The 19,025-nt window shown below is 35.6% G+C and carries 14 protein-coding genes and 1 tRNA gene; 5 read left to right on the top strand and 10 right to left on the bottom strand.

The window, feature by feature from the left end:
* Positions 1-2: 2 nt before the first annotated feature.
* The 3 genes from J7R05_RS02805 to J7R05_RS02795 all read right to left on the bottom strand — a co-directional run bounded on the left by J7R05_RS02805 (position 3) and on the right by J7R05_RS02795 (position 4,977).
* Positions 3-953, bottom strand: a complete 951-nt coding sequence (locus J7R05_RS02805; protein ID WP_208541106.1) for an FAD-dependent oxidoreductase — start codon at positions 951-953, stop codon at positions 3-5.
* Positions 950-2,788 (bottom strand): phosphomethylpyrimidine synthase ThiC, encoded by a 1,839-nt coding sequence (thiC, locus tag J7R05_RS02800; RefSeq protein WP_208541105.1) that lies wholly within the window; start codon positions 2,786-2,788, stop codon positions 950-952. The genes J7R05_RS02805 and thiC overlap by 4 nt, the downstream gene beginning before the upstream one ends.
* Positions 2,789-3,783: 995 nt before the next feature.
* Positions 3,784-4,977 carry a porin gene (locus tag J7R05_RS02795; RefSeq protein WP_208541104.1) on the bottom strand — a complete coding sequence of 398 codons (1,194 nt, stop codon included), beginning with the start codon at positions 4,975-4,977 and terminating at the stop codon, positions 3,784-3,786.
* A gap of 330 nt (positions 4,978-5,307) precedes the next feature.
* Between J7R05_RS02795 and J7R05_RS02790 the strand changes: the two genes are divergently transcribed.
* Positions 5,308-5,398: transfer RNA gene (locus J7R05_RS02790), tRNA-Ser, on the top strand.
* Between the two features lie 614 nt (positions 5,399-6,012).
* Here the strand turns inward: J7R05_RS02790 and J7R05_RS02785 are convergent.
* The 5 genes from J7R05_RS02785 to J7R05_RS02765 form a co-directional block, all read right to left on the bottom strand.
* Complete coding sequence (locus J7R05_RS02785) at positions 6,013-6,807, bottom strand: heme ABC transporter ATP-binding protein (RefSeq protein ID WP_208541103.1); 795 nt, start codon at positions 6,805-6,807, stop codon at positions 6,013-6,015.
* Positions 6,804-7,892 carry a FecCD family ABC transporter permease gene (locus J7R05_RS02780; RefSeq protein ID WP_208541102.1) on the bottom strand — a complete coding sequence of 363 codons (1,089 nt, stop codon included), beginning with the start codon at positions 7,890-7,892 and terminating at the stop codon, positions 6,804-6,806. Before J7R05_RS02780 ends, J7R05_RS02785 begins: the two co-directional genes overlap by 4 nt.
* 20 nt (positions 7,893-7,912) lie before the next feature.
* Positions 7,913-8,800 carry a heme/hemin ABC transporter substrate-binding protein gene (locus J7R05_RS02775; protein ID WP_208541101.1) on the bottom strand — a complete coding sequence of 296 codons (888 nt, stop codon included), beginning with the start codon at positions 8,798-8,800 and terminating at the stop codon, positions 7,913-7,915.
* Between the two features lie 35 nt (positions 8,801-8,835).
* On the bottom strand, positions 8,836-9,858 hold the full coding sequence (locus tag J7R05_RS02770) for a hemin-degrading factor (protein ID WP_208541100.1): 1,023 nt from the start codon (positions 9,856-9,858) through the stop codon (positions 8,836-8,838).
* Between the two features lie 250 nt (positions 9,859-10,108).
* Positions 10,109-12,331 (bottom strand): TonB-dependent hemoglobin/transferrin/lactoferrin family receptor, encoded by a 2,223-nt coding sequence (locus tag J7R05_RS02765; protein WP_208541099.1) that lies wholly within the window; start codon positions 12,329-12,331, stop codon positions 10,109-10,111.
* A gap of 244 nt (positions 12,332-12,575) precedes the next feature.
* Here J7R05_RS02765 and J7R05_RS02760 point away from each other — a divergent pair, with 244 nt between their 5' ends.
* Complete coding sequence (locus tag J7R05_RS02760) at positions 12,576-13,358, top strand: energy transducer TonB family protein (RefSeq protein WP_208541098.1); 783 nt, start codon at positions 12,576-12,578, stop codon at positions 13,356-13,358.
* Positions 13,359-13,571: 213 nt separating this feature from the next.
* Here the strand turns inward: J7R05_RS02760 and J7R05_RS02755 are convergent, their stop codons facing one another.
* Positions 13,572-15,671 (bottom strand): lytic transglycosylase domain-containing protein, encoded by a 2,100-nt coding sequence (locus J7R05_RS02755; protein ID WP_208541097.1) that lies wholly within the window; start codon positions 15,669-15,671, stop codon positions 13,572-13,574.
* Between the two features lie 246 nt (positions 15,672-15,917).
* Between J7R05_RS02755 and dapA the strand changes: the two genes are divergently transcribed.
* On the top strand, positions 15,918-16,799 hold the full coding sequence (gene dapA / locus J7R05_RS02750) for a 4-hydroxy-tetrahydrodipicolinate synthase (RefSeq protein WP_208541096.1): 882 nt from the start codon (positions 15,918-15,920) through the stop codon (positions 16,797-16,799).
* A gap of 21 nt (positions 16,800-16,820) precedes the next feature.
* On the top strand, positions 16,821-17,297 hold the full coding sequence (gene smpB, locus J7R05_RS02745; RefSeq protein ID WP_078689555.1) for an SsrA-binding protein SmpB: 477 nt from the start codon (positions 16,821-16,823) through the stop codon (positions 17,295-17,297).
* A gap of 46 nt (positions 17,298-17,343) precedes the next feature.
* Here smpB and J7R05_RS02740 read toward each other — a convergent pair whose 3' ends face one another.
* Positions 17,344-18,012, bottom strand: coding sequence for a uracil-DNA glycosylase (locus tag J7R05_RS02740; RefSeq protein ID WP_208541210.1), 669 nt, complete (start codon positions 18,010-18,012; stop codon positions 17,344-17,346).
* A gap of 495 nt (positions 18,013-18,507) precedes the next feature.
* On the opposite strand from J7R05_RS02740, the gene rpoZ reads away from it, so the two are divergent.
* Positions 18,508-18,906 carry a DNA-directed RNA polymerase subunit omega gene (rpoZ, locus tag J7R05_RS02735; RefSeq protein ID WP_010703534.1) on the top strand — a complete coding sequence of 133 codons (399 nt, stop codon included), beginning with the start codon at positions 18,508-18,510 and terminating at the stop codon, positions 18,904-18,906.
* The last annotated feature ends 119 nt before the right edge of the window (positions 18,907-19,025 follow it).

The following is a 19,025-nucleotide window of genomic DNA, read 5'->3' as shown; positions in this document are numbered from 1 at the left end:
CTTTATTCCAATGCTAGTTTTACTGCTTGTTTTGCCATTTCTGGAGACAAAAGAAAACCATGTCTATAAAAACCATTAATAGAAATATGATTACCGTGTCTATTAACGCAAGGTAAATTATTAGGATAGCATGGACGTACACCGACGCCAGATTCTATAATTTCTGCTTCTGCAAAAGCAGGATGCAAAGTATAGGCAGCATTAAGAAATTCCATCATTGATCTTGCCGAAATTGCACCATTAAAGTCACTTTCAATCATTGTTGCTCCAACCATAAAAATGTTATCTTCTCGGGGAACGATATAGAGTGGAATACGTGGATGAAGAAGACGAATGGGGCGAGAAATTTGAATATCTGTACTGCGTATTAAAAGCATTTCCCCGCGTACTCCCCGTATATTTTTGTCTTTTCCTAAACGCGCTATTCCTGTTGCATCAATAATGATGTCAAAATTCTTTTCAAGCACTCCTATATCAGCAAAACATGCTCCGTTTTTTATGAGAGTCTCTTTTAAAATAATCAGTGCTTTACGGGGATCAATATGTGCTTCATTTTCATAAAAAAGTGCATAATTAAAACGTTCTGCAAGATCAGGTTCAAGATGCGCTATTTCTGAGCCTTCTATAGTTTTGTGATTATTGGTGCGCACTGAAAATCGTTTAAGTTCTGTTATATCTCGTGTGGGTGCAATGACTAAAGTGCCTTTTTGTATCACAATTTCGGGGAGTATTTCTTTCCACCATTGTAAACCTTGTATACCAAGATCTTCAACAATTGGTTCAGAGCTTTCTCTTTCACAATAAGGCGCTAGCATACCTCCTGCATACCAGCTTGCAGTCCCTATGGGGGAATGGGGGGGAGCAGATACAGTAACAGTTGCGCCTTTTTGTTGTAACATAAAGGCAACTGTTAAACCGCCTACACCTGCACCTTTTACAAGAATATTTTTCAACCGTTTACTATTTCTTTTTTTGTAGGAACAGCTTCTATATAGAGATCACCGTTCTTTCGATATTGTTCGGCCATGGCAACCATGCCTTCATCTTTCACTTTTTTTGTTTCTACTGCATCACGGATATCATGAGAAATGCGCATTGAGCAGAACTTTGGTCCACACATAGAACAAAAATGGGTTAATTTATGTGCCTCTTTGGGCAGAGTTTCATCATGAAAAGCACGTGCTGTGTCTGGATCAAGTGAGAGATTAAATTGATCATACCACCGGAAATCAAACCGTGCACGTGAAAGAGCGTCATCACGCATTTGAGCTCTAGGAAGGCCTTTGGCAAGATCAGCAGCATGGGCAGCGATTTTATAAGTGATAACACCAGTTTTTACATCATTTTTGTCAGGCAGTCCTAGATGCTCTTTAGGTGTTACATAGCAAAGCATGGCAGTTCCAAACCAACCGATCATAGCAGCTCCAATTGCTGATGTAATATGGTCATATCCAGGGGCAATGTCAGTTGTAAGGGGGCCTAAGGTATAAAAGGGTGCTTCATGACAAAGAGCTAGCTGTTGTTCCATATTTTCTTTAATTTTATGCATTGGCACATGACCAGGTCCTTCGATCATAACTTGTACGTCTTTTTCCCATGCAATTTTTGTTAATTCTCCTAAAGTCTTCAATTCAGCAAATTGAGCTTCATCATTAGCATCAGCAATAGAACCAGGACGCAATCCATCACCCAATGAAAGAGAAACATCATATGTGCGTGCAATGTCACAAATTTCATCAAAATGTTCATATAAAAAATTTTCTTTGTGGTGATACAAACACCACTTAGCCATAATAGATCCCCCACGTGAAACAATACCTGTTACGCGATCAATAGTAAGCGGAATGAAAGGTAATCTTACTCCTGCATGAATAGTAAAATAATCAACACCTTGTTCTGCTTGTTCAATGAGGGTATCGCGAAAAATATCCCATGTTAAATTTTCAGCAATACCGTGCACTTTTTCGAGTGCTTGGTAAATTGGAACGGTTCCAATGGGAACTGGAGAATTTCGAATAATCCACTCACGAATATTATGAATATTGCGCCCTGTTGAAAGATCCATAACTGTATCTGCTCCCCAGCGAATGGCCCAAACCATTTTTTCAACTTCTTCTGTCATAGATGAAGTGACTGCTGAATTGCCGATATTAGCATTAATTTTAACACGAAAATTACGCCCAATAATCATTGGTTCGCATTCTGGATGATTGATATTTTTAGGAATGATAGCTCGTCCGCAAGCAATTTCATTGCGTACAAATTCTGCAGTATAGATTTCTGGTATTGATGCACTAAATGCCTTATTATTTAATGCTGTTTTTTGTTGGTCTTGTTCTGTTAGACCTTCATTTTCACGGATAGCAACATATTCCATTTCTGCAGTAATAATACCGGCACGTGCATAAGCCATCTGTGTAATTGTTTTTCCATTTTTTGCACGCAAAATAGGCCTTTTTTGTTCAAAGGCTGGTGTAAGGTTGTTATCGTGAGTATAGCCATTATCTTCAGGTTTGACTAATCGAGCAGGATAAGATTCAGTGTCAGCACGTTCAGATAGCCAATATTTACTGATTGCAGGAAGTCCTTTAGTGATATCAATGACAGCATCTTTATCGGTATAGGGCCCTGAAGTATCGTAAACGTTTAAAGATTTTTCATCACAACCATCTGTCAGTGAAATCTCGCGTAATGGTACACGCACATTAGCAAAGAGAGAACTTTGTTGATAAATTTTGCGTGAGGCGGGAAAGGGACTGCAACTAACTGATGGAGTGTTTTTTTGCACAAACTTTTTCCTTATAAATTCATAATTAAAAAACGCATTGCAGGATTAACAAAAATGTATTCAACTAATAAGGTGCACTTTAGTGAGGTTGTATACAATATCACTTTACCCCCAACACGTATTATCTAATCAAGCTCTGAAGATTTCATTGTGAGAAAGCCAGTAAAAATTTTTAATATATTTGCTTATAATATCCCAACCATGATCAGAGCATTTTATTTCCTAATTATGATCAGCTTAAATGTTTATGTTGTCAATCGCAAAGATATGTTCTCAACGATTTTAGAATATTTTGGAAGGATGAAGGCAAAAATCATTGCAAATAATTAGCTAATAACATTAAGCATTCTTTCAAGAAAGCAGCATAAAGAATGTGTTGTCATTAATTCACATACTATATGATATCCAACGTAAAAGATAGAATATTAGTTATTGCTACGTACTCGTGGCATATTCCTTAAAGTTTAACAATAATTGGGGTCAAGAGCCAGCAGAGCACAATACGTTTGCTAGATAATATTAGATATAGTGACTTGTTATTTTGAGAGATATAGTTGCCACTCCAATAAGTACATATCTCAATATCAGAAGGACTATTAAGACTCATAAATTGATTATTTGTTTTAAATAGCTGTTATTGATAGATAGTCTCAAACTATGAAAGTGTGCAGATAAAACTCTTAACGGTAGATCAAAGTTTTAAATTAACATTTAAAGGCATTCACACGATCTTAATAAGAAACTACATTATAAGAAATTACATTGGCGATCAAAATTTGCACTTAATTTCTTATGACTTATATAAAAGTTGAGACGTATGTTTATCAATACGCTATCGAATTAATTCATATAAATATTTTCATAAAGCAACCTAATTTAGGTCATGGGATAATGATGAGTAAATTTAATGTTTTATGACTTTATGGATATTTTTAAGAAATAAAAAAAACTGGCAGTTTAGACTGCCAGTTTTTAAGAGCGTAATTCTTAAATTATTAGAATGAACGCTGGAAGCGAATCATACCTTGCAAGGCATTTTTTCCATTTAAAGCAGTTATATAGCTTTTTCCAGAAGCACTAGCGAAACTGCGATTGTCATTCCAAGAAACATAAGTTAACTCAGGTGTAATAGTGAAACCTGGAACCAATGTGTATGCAATATTAACAGAGGTTGAGAAAGTTTTTACAGCACTGTAAGAAATTTGAGCATTTAGATTTGCTTTTGGTGTAATCTTATAGGTTGCACCAGTCCAAGCAGCCCATTTACCGCCCCAGTTTGCATAAATTGTAGTATTTTCTCGTGATAATATACGGTCATCACTTTCGGTGTAATAATCAAGATTGTTTTTATAACCACCCATAGCCCAGAGGCTTAAGTAGTCGTTAACATTGAAGTCAACACGCATTTTACCCGCCCATTTTTTATAGTAAGCGTCATAAGCTGCAACTGTTGATACACCTCCCCATTCTTGGAAAAATTTCATACCCAAAAGAATATTCGGAGTATAACCTTTTATATATTTACTTGGAGCATCAATAACATTGGTAATTGAGCCATCTTTATTAACATAGTAATAGCTATTTAAAGGAGAAGGGCCTGAAGCATTACCTGTCTCAGCTCCGATAATAGCAGAAAACCCAGCATTGCTATTGTAAGTATAAGAAATAACATTGGTACGTGTATTTCCTGCTGGCGCTACAAGGTCATCATTGATGACTTTACCATAAAAACCAGTCCAATGATTAAAAATTGTATCATCAAGACCTATGCGAAAACCACCAAGCTCAATATAAGCAGAACGAAGCGCTCCACCACTTTTGTCTTTTCCACTGTTCCAGTCCGAACGGATTTCTGCATGTGAACGAAGTGTTCCTAATTCGGTTTCAGAAGCAGTTTGAAAAATAAGGGTTAAGCGTGAAGCTATGCGATAGGTGTTTTGATCGTTATTTAAATCAGCATTAGTTTTTGCATCGATCTTATCACCACTTTTGAAGTCAGCACGAACATAACCTGATAAACGAATGCACGTTTCTGTTCCAGGAATATAGAAATATCCTGGACCATACGCATCACAAACACGAACATATTCTATAGGCTTTGATTGTGCAGTAACTGTTGAATGAGCTTGTGCACTAGAAATTTCTGCAAGAATTACCGCAGAGCCTAAAAGAAGAGCTTTAATATTCATAATTAATCTCCGATTAAAGTTTAGTTTTAAGGGTAAAATCATGCAGTTTTTGAATTGATTAAGATAACGACATCAAAAGAGATTCGACCCCCTCATCAGCTGCAACATACTAGTCTTTGCTCGATATACATAATACGAAATGGTTTTATTAAAAGTTATCCATGTATTATTTAGGTTATTGTGGCAAAAATGTTACAATATATCTCCTGAATGTTTATTTGTTAATTTTTCGTCTTAAATAAGGTGCAGAAAAAAACAAAATTTTAGATTTTTTAAAAAAAATCGAAAATGTCTTGAACTTTTTGTCGATACCGTTTATGCACCGCTTTTGGAGAGGTGGCCGAGTGGTCGAAGGCGCTCCCCTGCTAAGGGAGTAGGGCTCAAAAGGCTCTCGAGAGTTCGAATCTCTTCCTCTCCGCCAGATTCTAATAAAATAAAAGAGTTATTAGAAGCTAGGGATTTTTGATTCTGTTAACTTATTTGTTGTTATCCTGCTTTTTTTGAGATTTTTTGATTACTTCTATTGTAAATTGTTTTCCGCCAATTGTCTTAGATTTAAGTGAAGTGATTGCTATAATATTCTTAATTTAGCCAAAAAGTGTTTTCATTTGTGAAATAGTAGCTTTTGTATTAGTTGATGCGGTATTATCCATTTTCTTCATCTACATACGCTGATTTTTGATATTTGCTTAAGGTAGGCTTACAAAAGTTTTGCGTAATCAATTTTGTGCCTTTTCCAATACATAAAGGCCTCATGTTAATTATGATAACTTTAAATATTATAAGTTATCCATGCAAAATTGAAAAATAGCTGTTTAAGATTAGCTCTTTTTTATTTTTATCAATTTTTATTGTAAAATATTACTCTTTTAAAGCAAGTGTGGTATCTTTTTTAAGATAAGTTGAAAGCTTTATATTCTAAGTTTATTATAAAGCTCAAGCCATTAAAATATTAAAAAAACCAGTATATTATGAGATTTGTGCTTTAATTTTTCTATTTAATAAAATATATTAGAAAAAGGTACTATTTCATGTTTATAAGTAAGTTGCTGTCTGTGGTAATATAAAAGGGATATCTGCTTTAGGTAATGTAGAAACGCTTAAAGGACAGTGATAAACATCACGCAAATTTTGCGTTGTTAAAACGGAGGAAGCATTTCCTTGACAATAAATTTTTCCCTGACTGAACAGTATTATTTTATTTGCGTAGCAAGCAGCCAAATTAAGATCATGCAGGACAGCAAGAACACCACCACCACAACGAGCAAAATTTTGAGCAATATTCATAACAATGAGCTGATGTTGGATATCAAGGTTGGCAATAGGTTCATCTAATATTAGCCAACGAGGGATTTTGTTATAAACAGGTGTCCATACTTGGCAAAGTACACGGGCAAGTTGTACTCTAGCTTGTTCTCCACCTGATAATTCATGATAATACCGGTCACTATAGTTAGCTAAACCAACACGTTCTAGAGCTTTTTTAGGCAAAATTTTCAGTTCTGTTTTTGTTATATCACGTTGGTGAATAGAAAGGCCGAGTTTTACCACTTCATGAACTAAGAATGGAAAAGCTAGTGTTGTTGATTGCGGTAGAACTGCACGCATCATTGCCATTTTACAAGTTTTTGTCTTGGTAATATCATGACCATTCAATGTCATTTTTCCTCTATAGGGAATCTCTCCACTCAATGCTTTAATGAAAGTGCTTTTTCCAGATCCATTTGGACCAATAATGACAGTGAAAGTACCACTTTTAATTTGAAGATTAATGTGATCGATAATGTATGTTTTTCTGCGTTGAATGCAAAGATTAATTGCCTCAATCATAAAACATTTATCCCCCGTTGATATATGAGAATCCAAAGAAAGAAGGGTGCTCCAAAGAGTGCTGTAACAATCCCGATTGGTAATTCTGCAGGGGCAATAATAAAGCGCGCAAATGTATCAGCACAAATAAGCAAAGCTGCTCCTAAAAGAATAGAACAAGGAATAAGATAGCGATGATCAGGCCCAATAAGCAGGCGTAAAATATGTGGGACTATAATGCCAATAAAACTAATGCCACCGCTGACAGCAACTGCACCACCGCACATAAGAGCAACAAGTATAATAGAAATATTTTTAACTTTTTGAATATGAAAACCAATATGACTGGCAACAGCTTCTCCAAGAGACAAAGCATTTAGTGCGCGTGACAAAAATGGAGAAAAAAAGAGACCAATTCCAACAAAAGGTATAATAAACCCAACTTTTAACCATGTCGCACCCGCAAGAGATCCAAGGTTCCAAAAGGTAATATCACGCAATTGTTGATCGTTTGCGATAAAGATTAAAGCTCCAACGATAGCACTATTTAAAGCGCTGAGAGCAATTCCCGCAAGAAGCATTGTTGCAATAGAAGTACAATTATGACGTGTTGCGATTGCGTAGAGAGTAATTGTTGATAAAAGTCCGCCCAAAAAAGCATTTATAATGACTTTATAAGATTCTAAAAAAGGTGGAAATAGGGGCGGAAAAGTAACACCTACAACAATTGCTAAAACAGCACCAAGACTTGCACCTGCTGATACACCTACAATTCCAGGATCAGCAAGGGGATTACGGAAAATTCCCTGCATAAGAACACCAGAAACAGCTAAAGCTGAACCAACTAATAAACCCAAGATGATACGGGGAAGTCTTATATCAATAAGCACAAGATAATCATGGGTTTTACTGCTTACTGAAGAATCTTGTGTAAGAATCGCATGAATAAGATTAATAAAAGAAACATTAGACGCGCCGTTTAATAACCCTACTAAAATGCTAAAAATAAGAAATATTATTAAACTTAATAATGCAATTTTTCCTCGAATTGCATGCTTTTCTTTTTTAATTTCAGGTGCTTGTGCTGTTGAGATGCTATTGATCATTTTTATTAGCTCTTACCATTTTAATTCTCACTATAAAGCAGATTAATCAGTTCTTTTGATGCCTCTGCAGTACGTGGACCAAAACTTAAAAAATACATAGCATCTATTTGTTTAATAGCATGATTTTGTACTGCGGGTGTAGCTTGAATTGCTGGTATGGCTAAAATTTGGTCAATTTGGGATGAATTTTTGGGATGTGTCATAAGCAAGATAACATCGGGATTTGATTTTAATAAGGCCTCATTATTTAAAGGTTTATATCCTTTATAACTAGAGATGGCGTTAATACCACCTGAAAGTTTTATCATACCATCGGCAGCTGTATTTGTTCCAGATACCATGATACGCCCGTTTTGCATTGAAAAAATAACAAGAACGCGTTTTGGTTTAGTTACTTTTGCCAAAAGCATATCGTTATCCATGAAGCTACGGTTTATCTTTTTAATTAATGCAGCTGCTTGTGTTTCTCGGTGAAGTGCTTTGCCAACAAGGTGAATTTTTTCTATTACATTTTCACGAGAAAAATTTTCTGGCACAATCACTAACGGTATTGACGTTTTTTTGAGAATGTCAATTGTTAAGGGAGGACCACTTCCTTCAATCAGCAATATACCTTCTGGGGTGAGCGATAAAACTCCTTCGGGTGAAAGGGCTCGCATATATCCAAGCTCAGGGAGTTTGAGTGCTTCTCGGGGGTATATACTCGTACTGTCGCGAGCAACAAGCTGATCTTGAGCTCCTAATGCATAGACAATTTCTGTGAGAGATCCACCAATCGAAACAATTCGTGCATTTTTAGGAAAACTGGTTGTAATTTCAGCGATTGCTTGATGAGAAAAAGAGGTAAAATAAAACAAAATGGAAATAAAAATAAGGTTTGATAATCTGCGCAAAAGAAGTGTGGACATTTCTTACCTTACCTTTTTAAAGTAATTGTTGTTTTCTAGTATGGAGGCAAATCATTCAATAAAGAACGCCAATCTTCACGTTCTTTTTGGCCCTCTTTTCTTAGGCCAAAAAATTGAACAATCATCTCACCATTTTTATCAAAAACTTCTAGTGAACTGACATAACCATCGCGAGTGGGTTTACGAACACGCCATATTTTATCAATACCAGAAACAAGCATATGAAGGTTAAATTTTTTATCAAGGATATTAAGCCAAGGGCCTATTTGTTTAATATTTTTAATTTGTCCACTGAAAATTTGAATGCACCCTTTATTGCCAACAAAACACATAATTGGTATTTTTTGTTGTGCGATTTTGTTTAGCAACATTTCAAGAGATTCTACGCTTAATTCATCAGCAAATTCATTACCAGCATATTTTACAGCATCATGTCGATTGATTTTAAATTCTGAAATAATTTCATGAAGTTGATGTACATCAGTCATTTGTCGCCAACGATCGCGGAATTTTTCAACATTTATATCTGCTGTATCATGTTGTGTGAGGGTAGGAGAGGGCTGAATTTCAAGATTAGGTAACTGATCTTTACTGAGCAATTTTTTAACAAGTATATTCCATTCCTCCATATTTGTTGTATCTTTAGAATAAATTTTGAAGATAGCAACACCGTACTGATCAAAAAATTGCAAACTTTTAGTAGGTTTTCCAAAAACAACCATTTCATATTCAAAACCAAATTTCCATTGTTTTGGAAAGATACGCAAATCGATTTCACCAAGCGTTATAGGAACATGTTGGTTTTGCACAATTTTTTCAAAACATCCTATTTTTTCGTGAACAGCATACTCATTACGTGTTAATACCATAACTGTTCCAATTTTGGGAGCATTTTTAAGGAGAGTAGTCACATCAGCATTTAATTTTTTTGCTTTTTCGGTAGTACAATAAGCAGCAATAAGCTCTGCTTCAGATATGCCAATCGAAGTAGCAAAATCACGATTACGCATTTCTTTTTTTTCTCGCAGTCTAATAATTTCTTCAGCTGTGTAGGACATAAATTTTCCTTGAATTACTTATTTGAAGTAGACTTCCCATATTTTATAATCTTAAAACGATGAGCTGAACTATAGCTTTGCAATAGTTCAGCTTACCATCAATCTTTATTATCGATAATAGAACAACCAAAACCAGGTAAATTAGAAACATTAAAAGCGCTTATCTCAATTTTTTGTTTAAGGAAAAAAGAAAATAAAGCGCGATATTTCTCCTTTTTAATATGATTTTTGAAATTTCTAATAAAGATAGTTAAAATTTTTGCACAAGCGATACCTTAAAGTTACGACCTGGCTGACTGAAATAGTCTTTAGGTGGTGGTGGTGCACCCCTAGGTGAAGCAGAAGGAAGATCAGTTGCATTCCAATATTTTTTATTGAAAAGGTTGTAAACCCCAACTCTTATAATAGGGCCTTTTTCACCAAAAGGTTCCCACCATCCCACCACATCAACTAATTTATAACTTGGAGTTTTTGCATAATCGGAATTCTTTTCTACTTTATCACGTTTAGCGGCTAAAGTGAGCATAATATCAGCTCCCCAAGTCTCTTGTGCATACCCAAATCCTATAATAGCTTTTAAAGCTGGGATTGAGTTGAGATATTCATTTTTATCAAGATCTTTTCCTTGTGCGTATGCAAAGGAAAAATTACTATGGAAATTTTGATTAAGAGCTAAAGATGTTTTAGCTTCAATACCAGAGATACGAACATGAGCACGATTTATGTAATGTTTGCGTGCTAACATAAATTCTCGTGATGGTCCTTTATCTATAATATCAATAAAGTTTTTATATTGATTGGTGAAGATGCTGATAGAACCATCAAAATTTACATTTCCGTATTTTATACCAATATCATACCCATTGCTGATTTCTGGCTTAAGATTGGGGTTGCCAGCCGTATAATAAAAAGAGGGATTAACATAGATGAGGTAGAGTTCGGAAACACTTGGTGCACGGAAAGCTTGTGCCCACTGGCCATAAAATGTCACTTGATCATTAGCATCCCATTCTACACGCAATTTGGGAGAAAAATGCGAACCGCCATTTTCTGTAAGCTGTTCTTTAGAAATGGTTGTTTTTTTATAAGAAGGTGTTTTTTGCGGGACGTGTTTGTACCAGTCGTAGCGGATTCCAGGTATAACGCGAACATGGTTATTAGAAAAACCAATTGCATCTTCAAAAGCTAAACTAAAACCATGGCTATGAGTATCTGGTGTATCAGATTGATTGGTATGTAAAAAAGCACATCCACGTGCATTCTCTCTCAAGTGACAATTATCTTGACCAGACGCATATTGATGCAGTTTGGATGCAAAGATGTCAGTAGAAAATTTCAGCGTATGACTGATAGTACCTATATCAATTTTTTTGAGACTATCGGCATTAAAGCCATAATTAATATTACGTATAAGGTTATCTCTTAAATAGTTCCCTTGTGGCTGTTTGATACGATGCCCTTTTAAAACCTGGTTATTTGATAGTTTCTGCCAATAAAGTTGTCCATGGAATGCATCAAAAACAGCATCTCCATTACCACTATAATCGTAGAAAATCGAAAAACGCTCACGATATTTATTATTCTTATCATAAACTGAGCCTGGAGAATATGTTGTGGAGGAAGCATTTAATGAATGAGTGTCTTTATTATAAGAAAAACGTTCTGCTGTAAAACCAACCTTATGATCGCTATTTAAATATTGATGCATTTTAAAAAGCAGATTATTTTGGTCAAAATCAGCAGGATTTGCGCGTGTACGCTCACTTCCGTAAGTATCTACAGTTCCCATATTTTTGCGTTCATGACCTCCTACACGAGATCCTTGGAACAGTAGAAAGGTTTGGTAAAATCGTACTGCAAAAGCTTCATCTATATGCCAGCTACTATCAGCAGAATTGTAACTGCCCTTTGTAAGACTACCCCAATTTTTTTCTTCTGTGAGAAGGTCTTCAGGATCAAGAGTACGTAAAGCAACAATTCCACTTAGTGCTCCAGAGCCATAACGGCTAGAATCTGATCCTCTAATGATATCAAGTGTAGAAAGGGCATTAAGGTCAAACATTGAACTCCCACCCTTAACACCACGTACTCCATCATTAAGCCACGGAAGGGGAATGCCATCCATCGTCACGAGAACGCGATTGGCACTTAAACCACGAATTACAAAACTGTCATTATTTGAATTATAAGTTATAGCTGGATTAAGACGTCCAATATCGTGGATATCATTTATTTGTTTTTGTTCAATATCTCGAGCAGTTTCACGGTCAGTTAAAACTGTTACTGTATCCAGAGGATTTATCGTTTCCCTTTTTTCAATCACAATTGGGTTGAGCTCAATTACGGTGTTCGAATTGCTGTTTTGTGAAAAAATAATATTGCTGTTTTGTGCAAAAACGAAAGAGGGTATCCAGATTGATAATGCGCTTAAAGTTATACAACTTTTATAAATACTTTTTGGTTTTATTTGCATAAGACACCATTAAAAATTTTTAAAATTTCTCTAATGCCCCGTAACTTTAAAATATTTCACACCACAAAAACCCCGTTCCCCAACCACAAAGATCAGTTAACCGAGCCCTAATGATCCCAATATGAAGTAAAAGTAATATATTAAACATGACAAAAAGCGTCAAGAAAAAAGTTGTAATTTAAAAAGGATCAGTTTTAATACAATTTGGTGCTAATTTAATGTAGAATACTAATGGATGGAGATTATGAATTTTACAAATACTAGGCGGTTATCAATCCTTTGGATAGGGGCGTTTATGAGTGCTCTTTCTTTACATGCTGTATTGGGGATACAGTTTTATTTTCAAAATATTAATGTGAGCGATAATGTATTTCCACCGGCGATTATGCTGACTTTTGCACAAGAAATTTCACACCCTAATATTAATACTAATACGGATTTGGAAATATTGCAGTCTAGTGTTTTAGAGCAAGAACAAAAGATATCAGAGCCAGCACTCAATGAGGTTCAATCGATGGAATCTCAATTTTCAGAAGAGATGCAATCTTCGCAAGAACTCCAACCTATTATAGAAAAAAATGATTTTATAGTAGAAAAAACTTTGAAAGAATCTCAAACTTCTAAAATGGCACATAAAGCGCTTGTCAAAAAAGCATTATCAGTGTCAAAAATTGCAGCAAAACAAAGCGATACAAAATCAGTACACTCGTTTGCGGTTAGTAAGAATAATTATACAAAGCTTGATGATGCATTATCTATGCAGTGGTTGGCAAAGGTACAAGCACAATTAGAAAGGCAAAAAAATTATGTTATAAGGCACCGTACTACTCATGCAAAAGGGGTAGTACAATTAGAATTTAAAGTGCATAAGCAGGGAAATATTTTTGCAAGCCGTATTGCATTTTCTTCTAATGATCAGGAACTTGATCGATTAGCTATGGCAGCACTTCAGCGTGTTGGTATTCTTCCTCCTCCCCCATCTTCAAAAGAGAATAAAATTATTAGAATATCTTTAATATTTAACTGATTTTACACAGTTTTATCCGTGAACAGAATATATCTTGTACAAAAAAGATTAGATTAAAGTGCATTGATATTCATTCAAAACAAGTAGATTTTGTTATATTGGGCTTTTGAATCAGCTTTTATGGTGTATATTTTCAAAATTAGTATGGCATTATAATTTATGAAATAAATAGTAGCCAAAAAATTTTTTTTAAATGAATTAAATTGATGATCTTTAGTATCCCGTAACAAGGTGCGTTTTAATATCTGTTGTTCCATGAAAACGTGTTTTGTAAACTACATAATTTTCCATAACGCGCATTACATAGTTACGTGTTTCTGGATAAGGGATCCGCTCAACCCAATCGACAACTTTATCGAGAGATTGTCCTCTAGGGTCGCCATAACGTTCTATCCATTCATTTGCACGACGAGGCCCTGCATTATAACCAATAAAAGTTAATATATAAGATCCGTTAAAACGTTCCAACTGTTCACCTAGAAAATGAGCACCTAATGTAGTATTATAACTAGGATCGTTTTTAAACTTTTGCGGTGACCATGCAATCGAATATTTATCTGCAAGTTCTTTTGCTGTTGTTGGTAATAATTGGAGCATACCTTGGGCTCCTGCTTTTGATGTAGCTGTTGGGTTAAATTCGCTTTCTTGGCGTGCAATAGCATAGACGAGAGCTTTTTCTGTTGCAGAAATGTTAGCAGATGGTGGAATGGCACCGATAGGGTGGGATAGTGCACCGACATTTTTCCCTTGAAAAACAGCAGTTTTACCTATTTTAAGACTGGTATGATAGTCGCCTTTTTTTTCTGCCATAACGGCCAGAAGGGCTAATTCCCCAGGGCTCTCTATTTCTTTACTAAGTTCTCTATAGAAAATGTTAGCAAGATTAGCATACTCGGCAGCTTCAAGTCGTTGAATAATTTTTACAGCTTTTCGTGCGCTAAAACGTTGCCGTTCAATAGTTGTTGGCTTAGGAAAGGAAATACTAAGCTTTTTTTGATTAAGTCGTGAAGCTGCTAATTGACCATAATAAGTTATATTAAAACGGGCAGCACGACGAAAATAATGCTGAGCATTTTCATGATCACCTAGGGTTTCTGCTGTTCGTCCCATCCAATAATAACCACGGGATTTTGAAAAATAATGAGGAGATAACTGAGGAATACGTGTAAAATGGCGCATTGCCAATTTAGGATCATGAAGAAATCTTAATGCATACCATCCTGCATGGAATTCAGCGTCAGCTGCTAATGAAGGTGTTAAACCGGTGTGGGTTGCAACGAGTTGATAAGCAATTTTAGGTTTATTTAAATCGAGCATTTCGCGGGAAATAGTGCGCCGTTCTATCCACCATGCATCAGGGTTAATAAGGCTTGCTGCATCTTGAGGTGCTTTCGTCATGAGTGTTGCCGCAGCACTGTATTGTCCGGTTCGCCTAAGATAGCGAATATGAGCAAATTGTAAGAGAGGATCTTGTTTCCAAGATCGATCAACAGCTTGTAATTTTTGTGCAGCTCTAGGGTCATTATTTGTAACTGCAGCAAAAGCGTTAAAAAGAGATTGGGCACGAGCTAACGTTGCGATTCGCCCAGCTGAATCAATACGGTTTTCATACAGCATAATCTGCATGCGTTTTAGATGGTCAACAGGTTTTAGTGCAGCGCTTGCGTTTTTAAGGATGAGCTCTTCTTCTTTTGCACTAAGTTGTGCTTTATACCACCATGGTGCAATAATTTGTCGTGCACGGGTGGTTTTCCCAGTTGTTATAAGCGCTTTAACAAATGCAGCCATACCTTGTACGGTAAGGGGATGTGTGTGTGCAAATTTTTGAATGATTATTTGTGAAGAACTAGTTTCATTGATAAAAGCACGTTCAGCATTACGTTTCATAGTGGCCATGCCAGGCCACCCTTTTAATTCATTAATTGCGTTAAATAGTTCAGAGCTGGGTACGTCAGTATGATTTGATGTGTTGATTGCCCATGTTAAAATATGGCGGTCAAGGCTATTTTTCGCCATTGTGTTACGAAGAGCTATCGTTTTTGCAATATTTTTATTTGAAAGGGTATCTAAACCTAATTTAAGTTGATTGACTGAAATGATATCGTTAGTCGTAAGATTGTTGTTAATTGTATTGTTAGTCGATTTAAGTTGGTTCTTAGGTTTTTCTGTTATTGCAAATGGGTAAGGTCGAGCTAAAGGGATTGGTATTTTTTTCGGTGGCAAAACTGTTTGAGAAAACGCATTTGAGCACAAAATTGCCAATATTAATGTAGTAAAAATTGGTATGAGAAGATGGACAGAAAATACACGCATCGAAAAATCTTAAGATCTTGCTTTTTTAAGCATTTTATAAACTTTAAAACAAAAAGCGTGAAAGACACGTTAACGGATTATAGTATTTTTAAGAAATATTCTAAATTGAAAGAAGTAATATATTAACGTTGTGAAAGCATTTATGGAATTCTTCTTGTTTCAAGAATAGAGCAGGACTATGCTCTATAATGAGTAGTTTAAAAGACAATTGTTTTTAAGTAAAACTTAAATTGCGAGGAGTTTATCATGCTCGAGGGAGCGTTGACTGCACTTATCACACCATTTGATGAAAATGGTGATGTCGATGAAAAAGCATTTTGCGATTTTGTTGAATGGCAGGTTATACAGGGTATTAATGGTGTAATCCCTGTTGGAACAACGGGTGAGTCACCAACTTTAAGCCATGAAGAACATAAGCGAGTTGTAGAGTTATGTGTTGAGCAGGTTGCTAAGCGTATTCCTGTTGTTGCAGGGGCAGGGTCAAATAGTACAGATGAGGCTGTGGAACTTGCCCAACATGCAGAAAAAGCAGGTGCTGATGCAGTTTTGGTTGTAACCCCTTATTATAATAAACCTAATCAAAGAGGGTTATATGCTCACTTTGCAGCTATTGCGAAAGCTATTTCTATTCCGATTGTAATTTATAATATTCCTGGGCGCTCTATTGTTGATATGAGCGTAGAAACCATGAAAAATCTATATCAGGATTTTAACAATATTATTGGTGTCAAGGATGCGACAGGAGACATTGAACGGGTAAGTCAGCAACGCAAAGAGTGTGGCAAGGATTTTGTACAGCTTTCTGGTGATGATAGTACAGCATTGGGTTTTAATGCACATGGTGGCGTGGGGTGTATTTCAGTTTCATCTAATGTTGCTCCAAAACTTTGTACACAACTTCAAGCTGCTTGTCGTCGTGGTGATTATAAAATGGCATTAGAATTAAATGATCGTTTAATGCCTCTAAATTATGGAGTGTTTATTGAACCAAATCCAGCAGGTATTAAATATGCTGCTGCAAAATTAGGGCTTTGTCGTGATACTGTTCGTTTACCGATTGTTCCATTAGAAGATACTACAAAAAGAATTATCGATGCGGCTTTACAACATGCTGGTCTCATCCAATAATAAGATGGTATTGAAATAACCATGAACAGAAAAAAAAATGCACTAGCGCGTACAATAATTGCTCATAATCGTAAAGCTCGTTTTAATTTTGAAATTTTGGATAATCTTGAAGCTGGGCTTGTGCTTCATGGAACTGAAGTTAAATCTTTACGTTCCAATAATGCTAATATTTCTGAAAGTTATGCTAGCTTTGAGAATGGAGAGTTATGGTTGATCAATGCCTATATTCCTGAATATACGCAAGCTAATCGTTTTAATCATGAACCACGTCGTTTACGTAAGTTATTGCTTTCAAAGCGCGAAATGGCACGTTTTTTTAATGCAGTTTCTCGTGAAGGGATGACCATTGTTCCACTTCAACTTTATTTTAATGAAAAAGGATGTGTGAAGTTAGAGATTGCTATAGCGCGGGGTAAAAAACTTCATGATAAACGTGAAACAGAAAAAAAACGTGATTGGGGACGTGAAAAAGCAAGATTGTTGAAAAAATACGGATAGTTTGGTTGGTTTGTATTTTCTTTTTTATAATAATACTAAAGGAATTTCAGCATTGATCTAAATATGTTTTCACTGTTTGAAAAATTTGATGAAACATAGCATCTGTCAAACGGTTAGTATTAGTATTATAGCGGGAACAGTGATAGCTTGAGAAGATGCGTAATCTACCAATATTATTTATTGCTCCGTGACCAAAAGGGTGTTCTGGGACTTTTGCATTTAAAGCACGTATGGTTGAATGATGGGCAATGGCGCCAAGGGTAATAACGGCTTTGAGTTGAGGAAGATTTGTTAAAAGAGGTGCGAAAAAATATCGGCAAGTATTAATTTCTGTGCTGGTAGGTTTATTTTCTGGGGGCACACAACGAACTGAGTTAACAATTGCTGCATCAATCAATTCAAGACTATCATCAGGTCTTTCTTCAAAAGTTCCTTGGGCAAAACCAAATTTTTTTAAAGTAGAATAGAGCAGTAGACCAGCATAATCACCAGTAAAAGGGCGTCCAGTTCGGTTTGCTCCACGCAATCCAGGTGCAAGCCCGACAATAAGAAGGCGTGTTGTTGCAGCACCTTTAGAGGGGAAGAATGGGCTCACAGGTGCATTGTGCCAATGGGGTTCTTTCATACGCCAGCCGGAGATAAAGTCGTGTAAACGGGGACATAAGTCGCAATTTTGCGGTGGTTCTGGGCAAAATGTTGTTAATTGACTGTTCATGGTCGTAGGCATTCGTTATCTTGATAAAAAATTTTTGAATTATTTTATTGGGTATACGGCAGATATTATTTTTGTAAATAACTTAATGATTTGTTTGATGGAGAAAGTATTGATTGGCACAATGTTAAATAAATTCAAAGCTTTTATTTTAGATTAATACGATTATAAATAATACATTACAGCGTTGTAATTCAAAAGATTTTTAAGAAATTTGAATGATTATATAGTTTTAAAGCTTTGGAATCTGAAAAAACTCACTCTATTAATGGGGAAGGTTATTTTCCCATTTGAAACCAATATCATTCCATTTATTTTTTAAAGAATGCTATTAGTCATTTAAACTTGGTTGATTGTGTTCTTTTTATACAATTATGTTATCAAGAAATTTCTGCAAAAAAATGCTAAAGCTTGCATTGTTTTTCTTGTTTTTTGTTTTGATTATTGTATATACTCTAAATTAAATATTGGATTTTGAACTTTAAGAAAGGGGCGTAAATGGCCCGCGTAACGGTCGAAGATTGTATTGATAAAGTTGATAATCGTTTTGAATTGGTGCTTTTAGCCGGGCATCGAGCGCGCCAGATTTCACAAGGTGCACAGATTACAGTTGATCGTGATAATGATAAAAATCCAGTTGTAGCTCTACGTGAAATAGCAGATGAAACCTTATCACCTGCAGATTTGAAAGAAGATCTTATTCATTCATTGCAAAAGCATGTGGAAGTGGATGAGCCGGAAACGGTTAATGAATTTATTTCTCACTCAAGTGAGTCTGAAAGTGCTTTTGGCACGTCACAGGAAGAGGAAAAATGTTCATTTGACTCTATATCGGAAGAGGGGCTTTTAGCAGGTATTGAAGGTTTGGTTGTACCCGAGAAAAACGACGATTATTAATTTTGTAGTTTATTGAGAGAGAGTATTATATATACTTTATTTAAGAGTGTATATTTTATTTTGAGACCTTTTATTGATAGAATATTCAATAATATTTAAATTATGAAATTTCTGAGGAT

Source organism: Bartonella capreoli (assembly GCF_902813205.1).
In the GTDB taxonomy this organism is placed as follows: Bacteria; Pseudomonadota; Alphaproteobacteria; order Rhizobiales; family Rhizobiaceae; genus Bartonella; species Bartonella schoenbuchensis.
The sequence above is the reverse complement of the archived record's forward strand: the minus strand, read 5'-3'. Positions and strand labels throughout refer to the sequence as shown.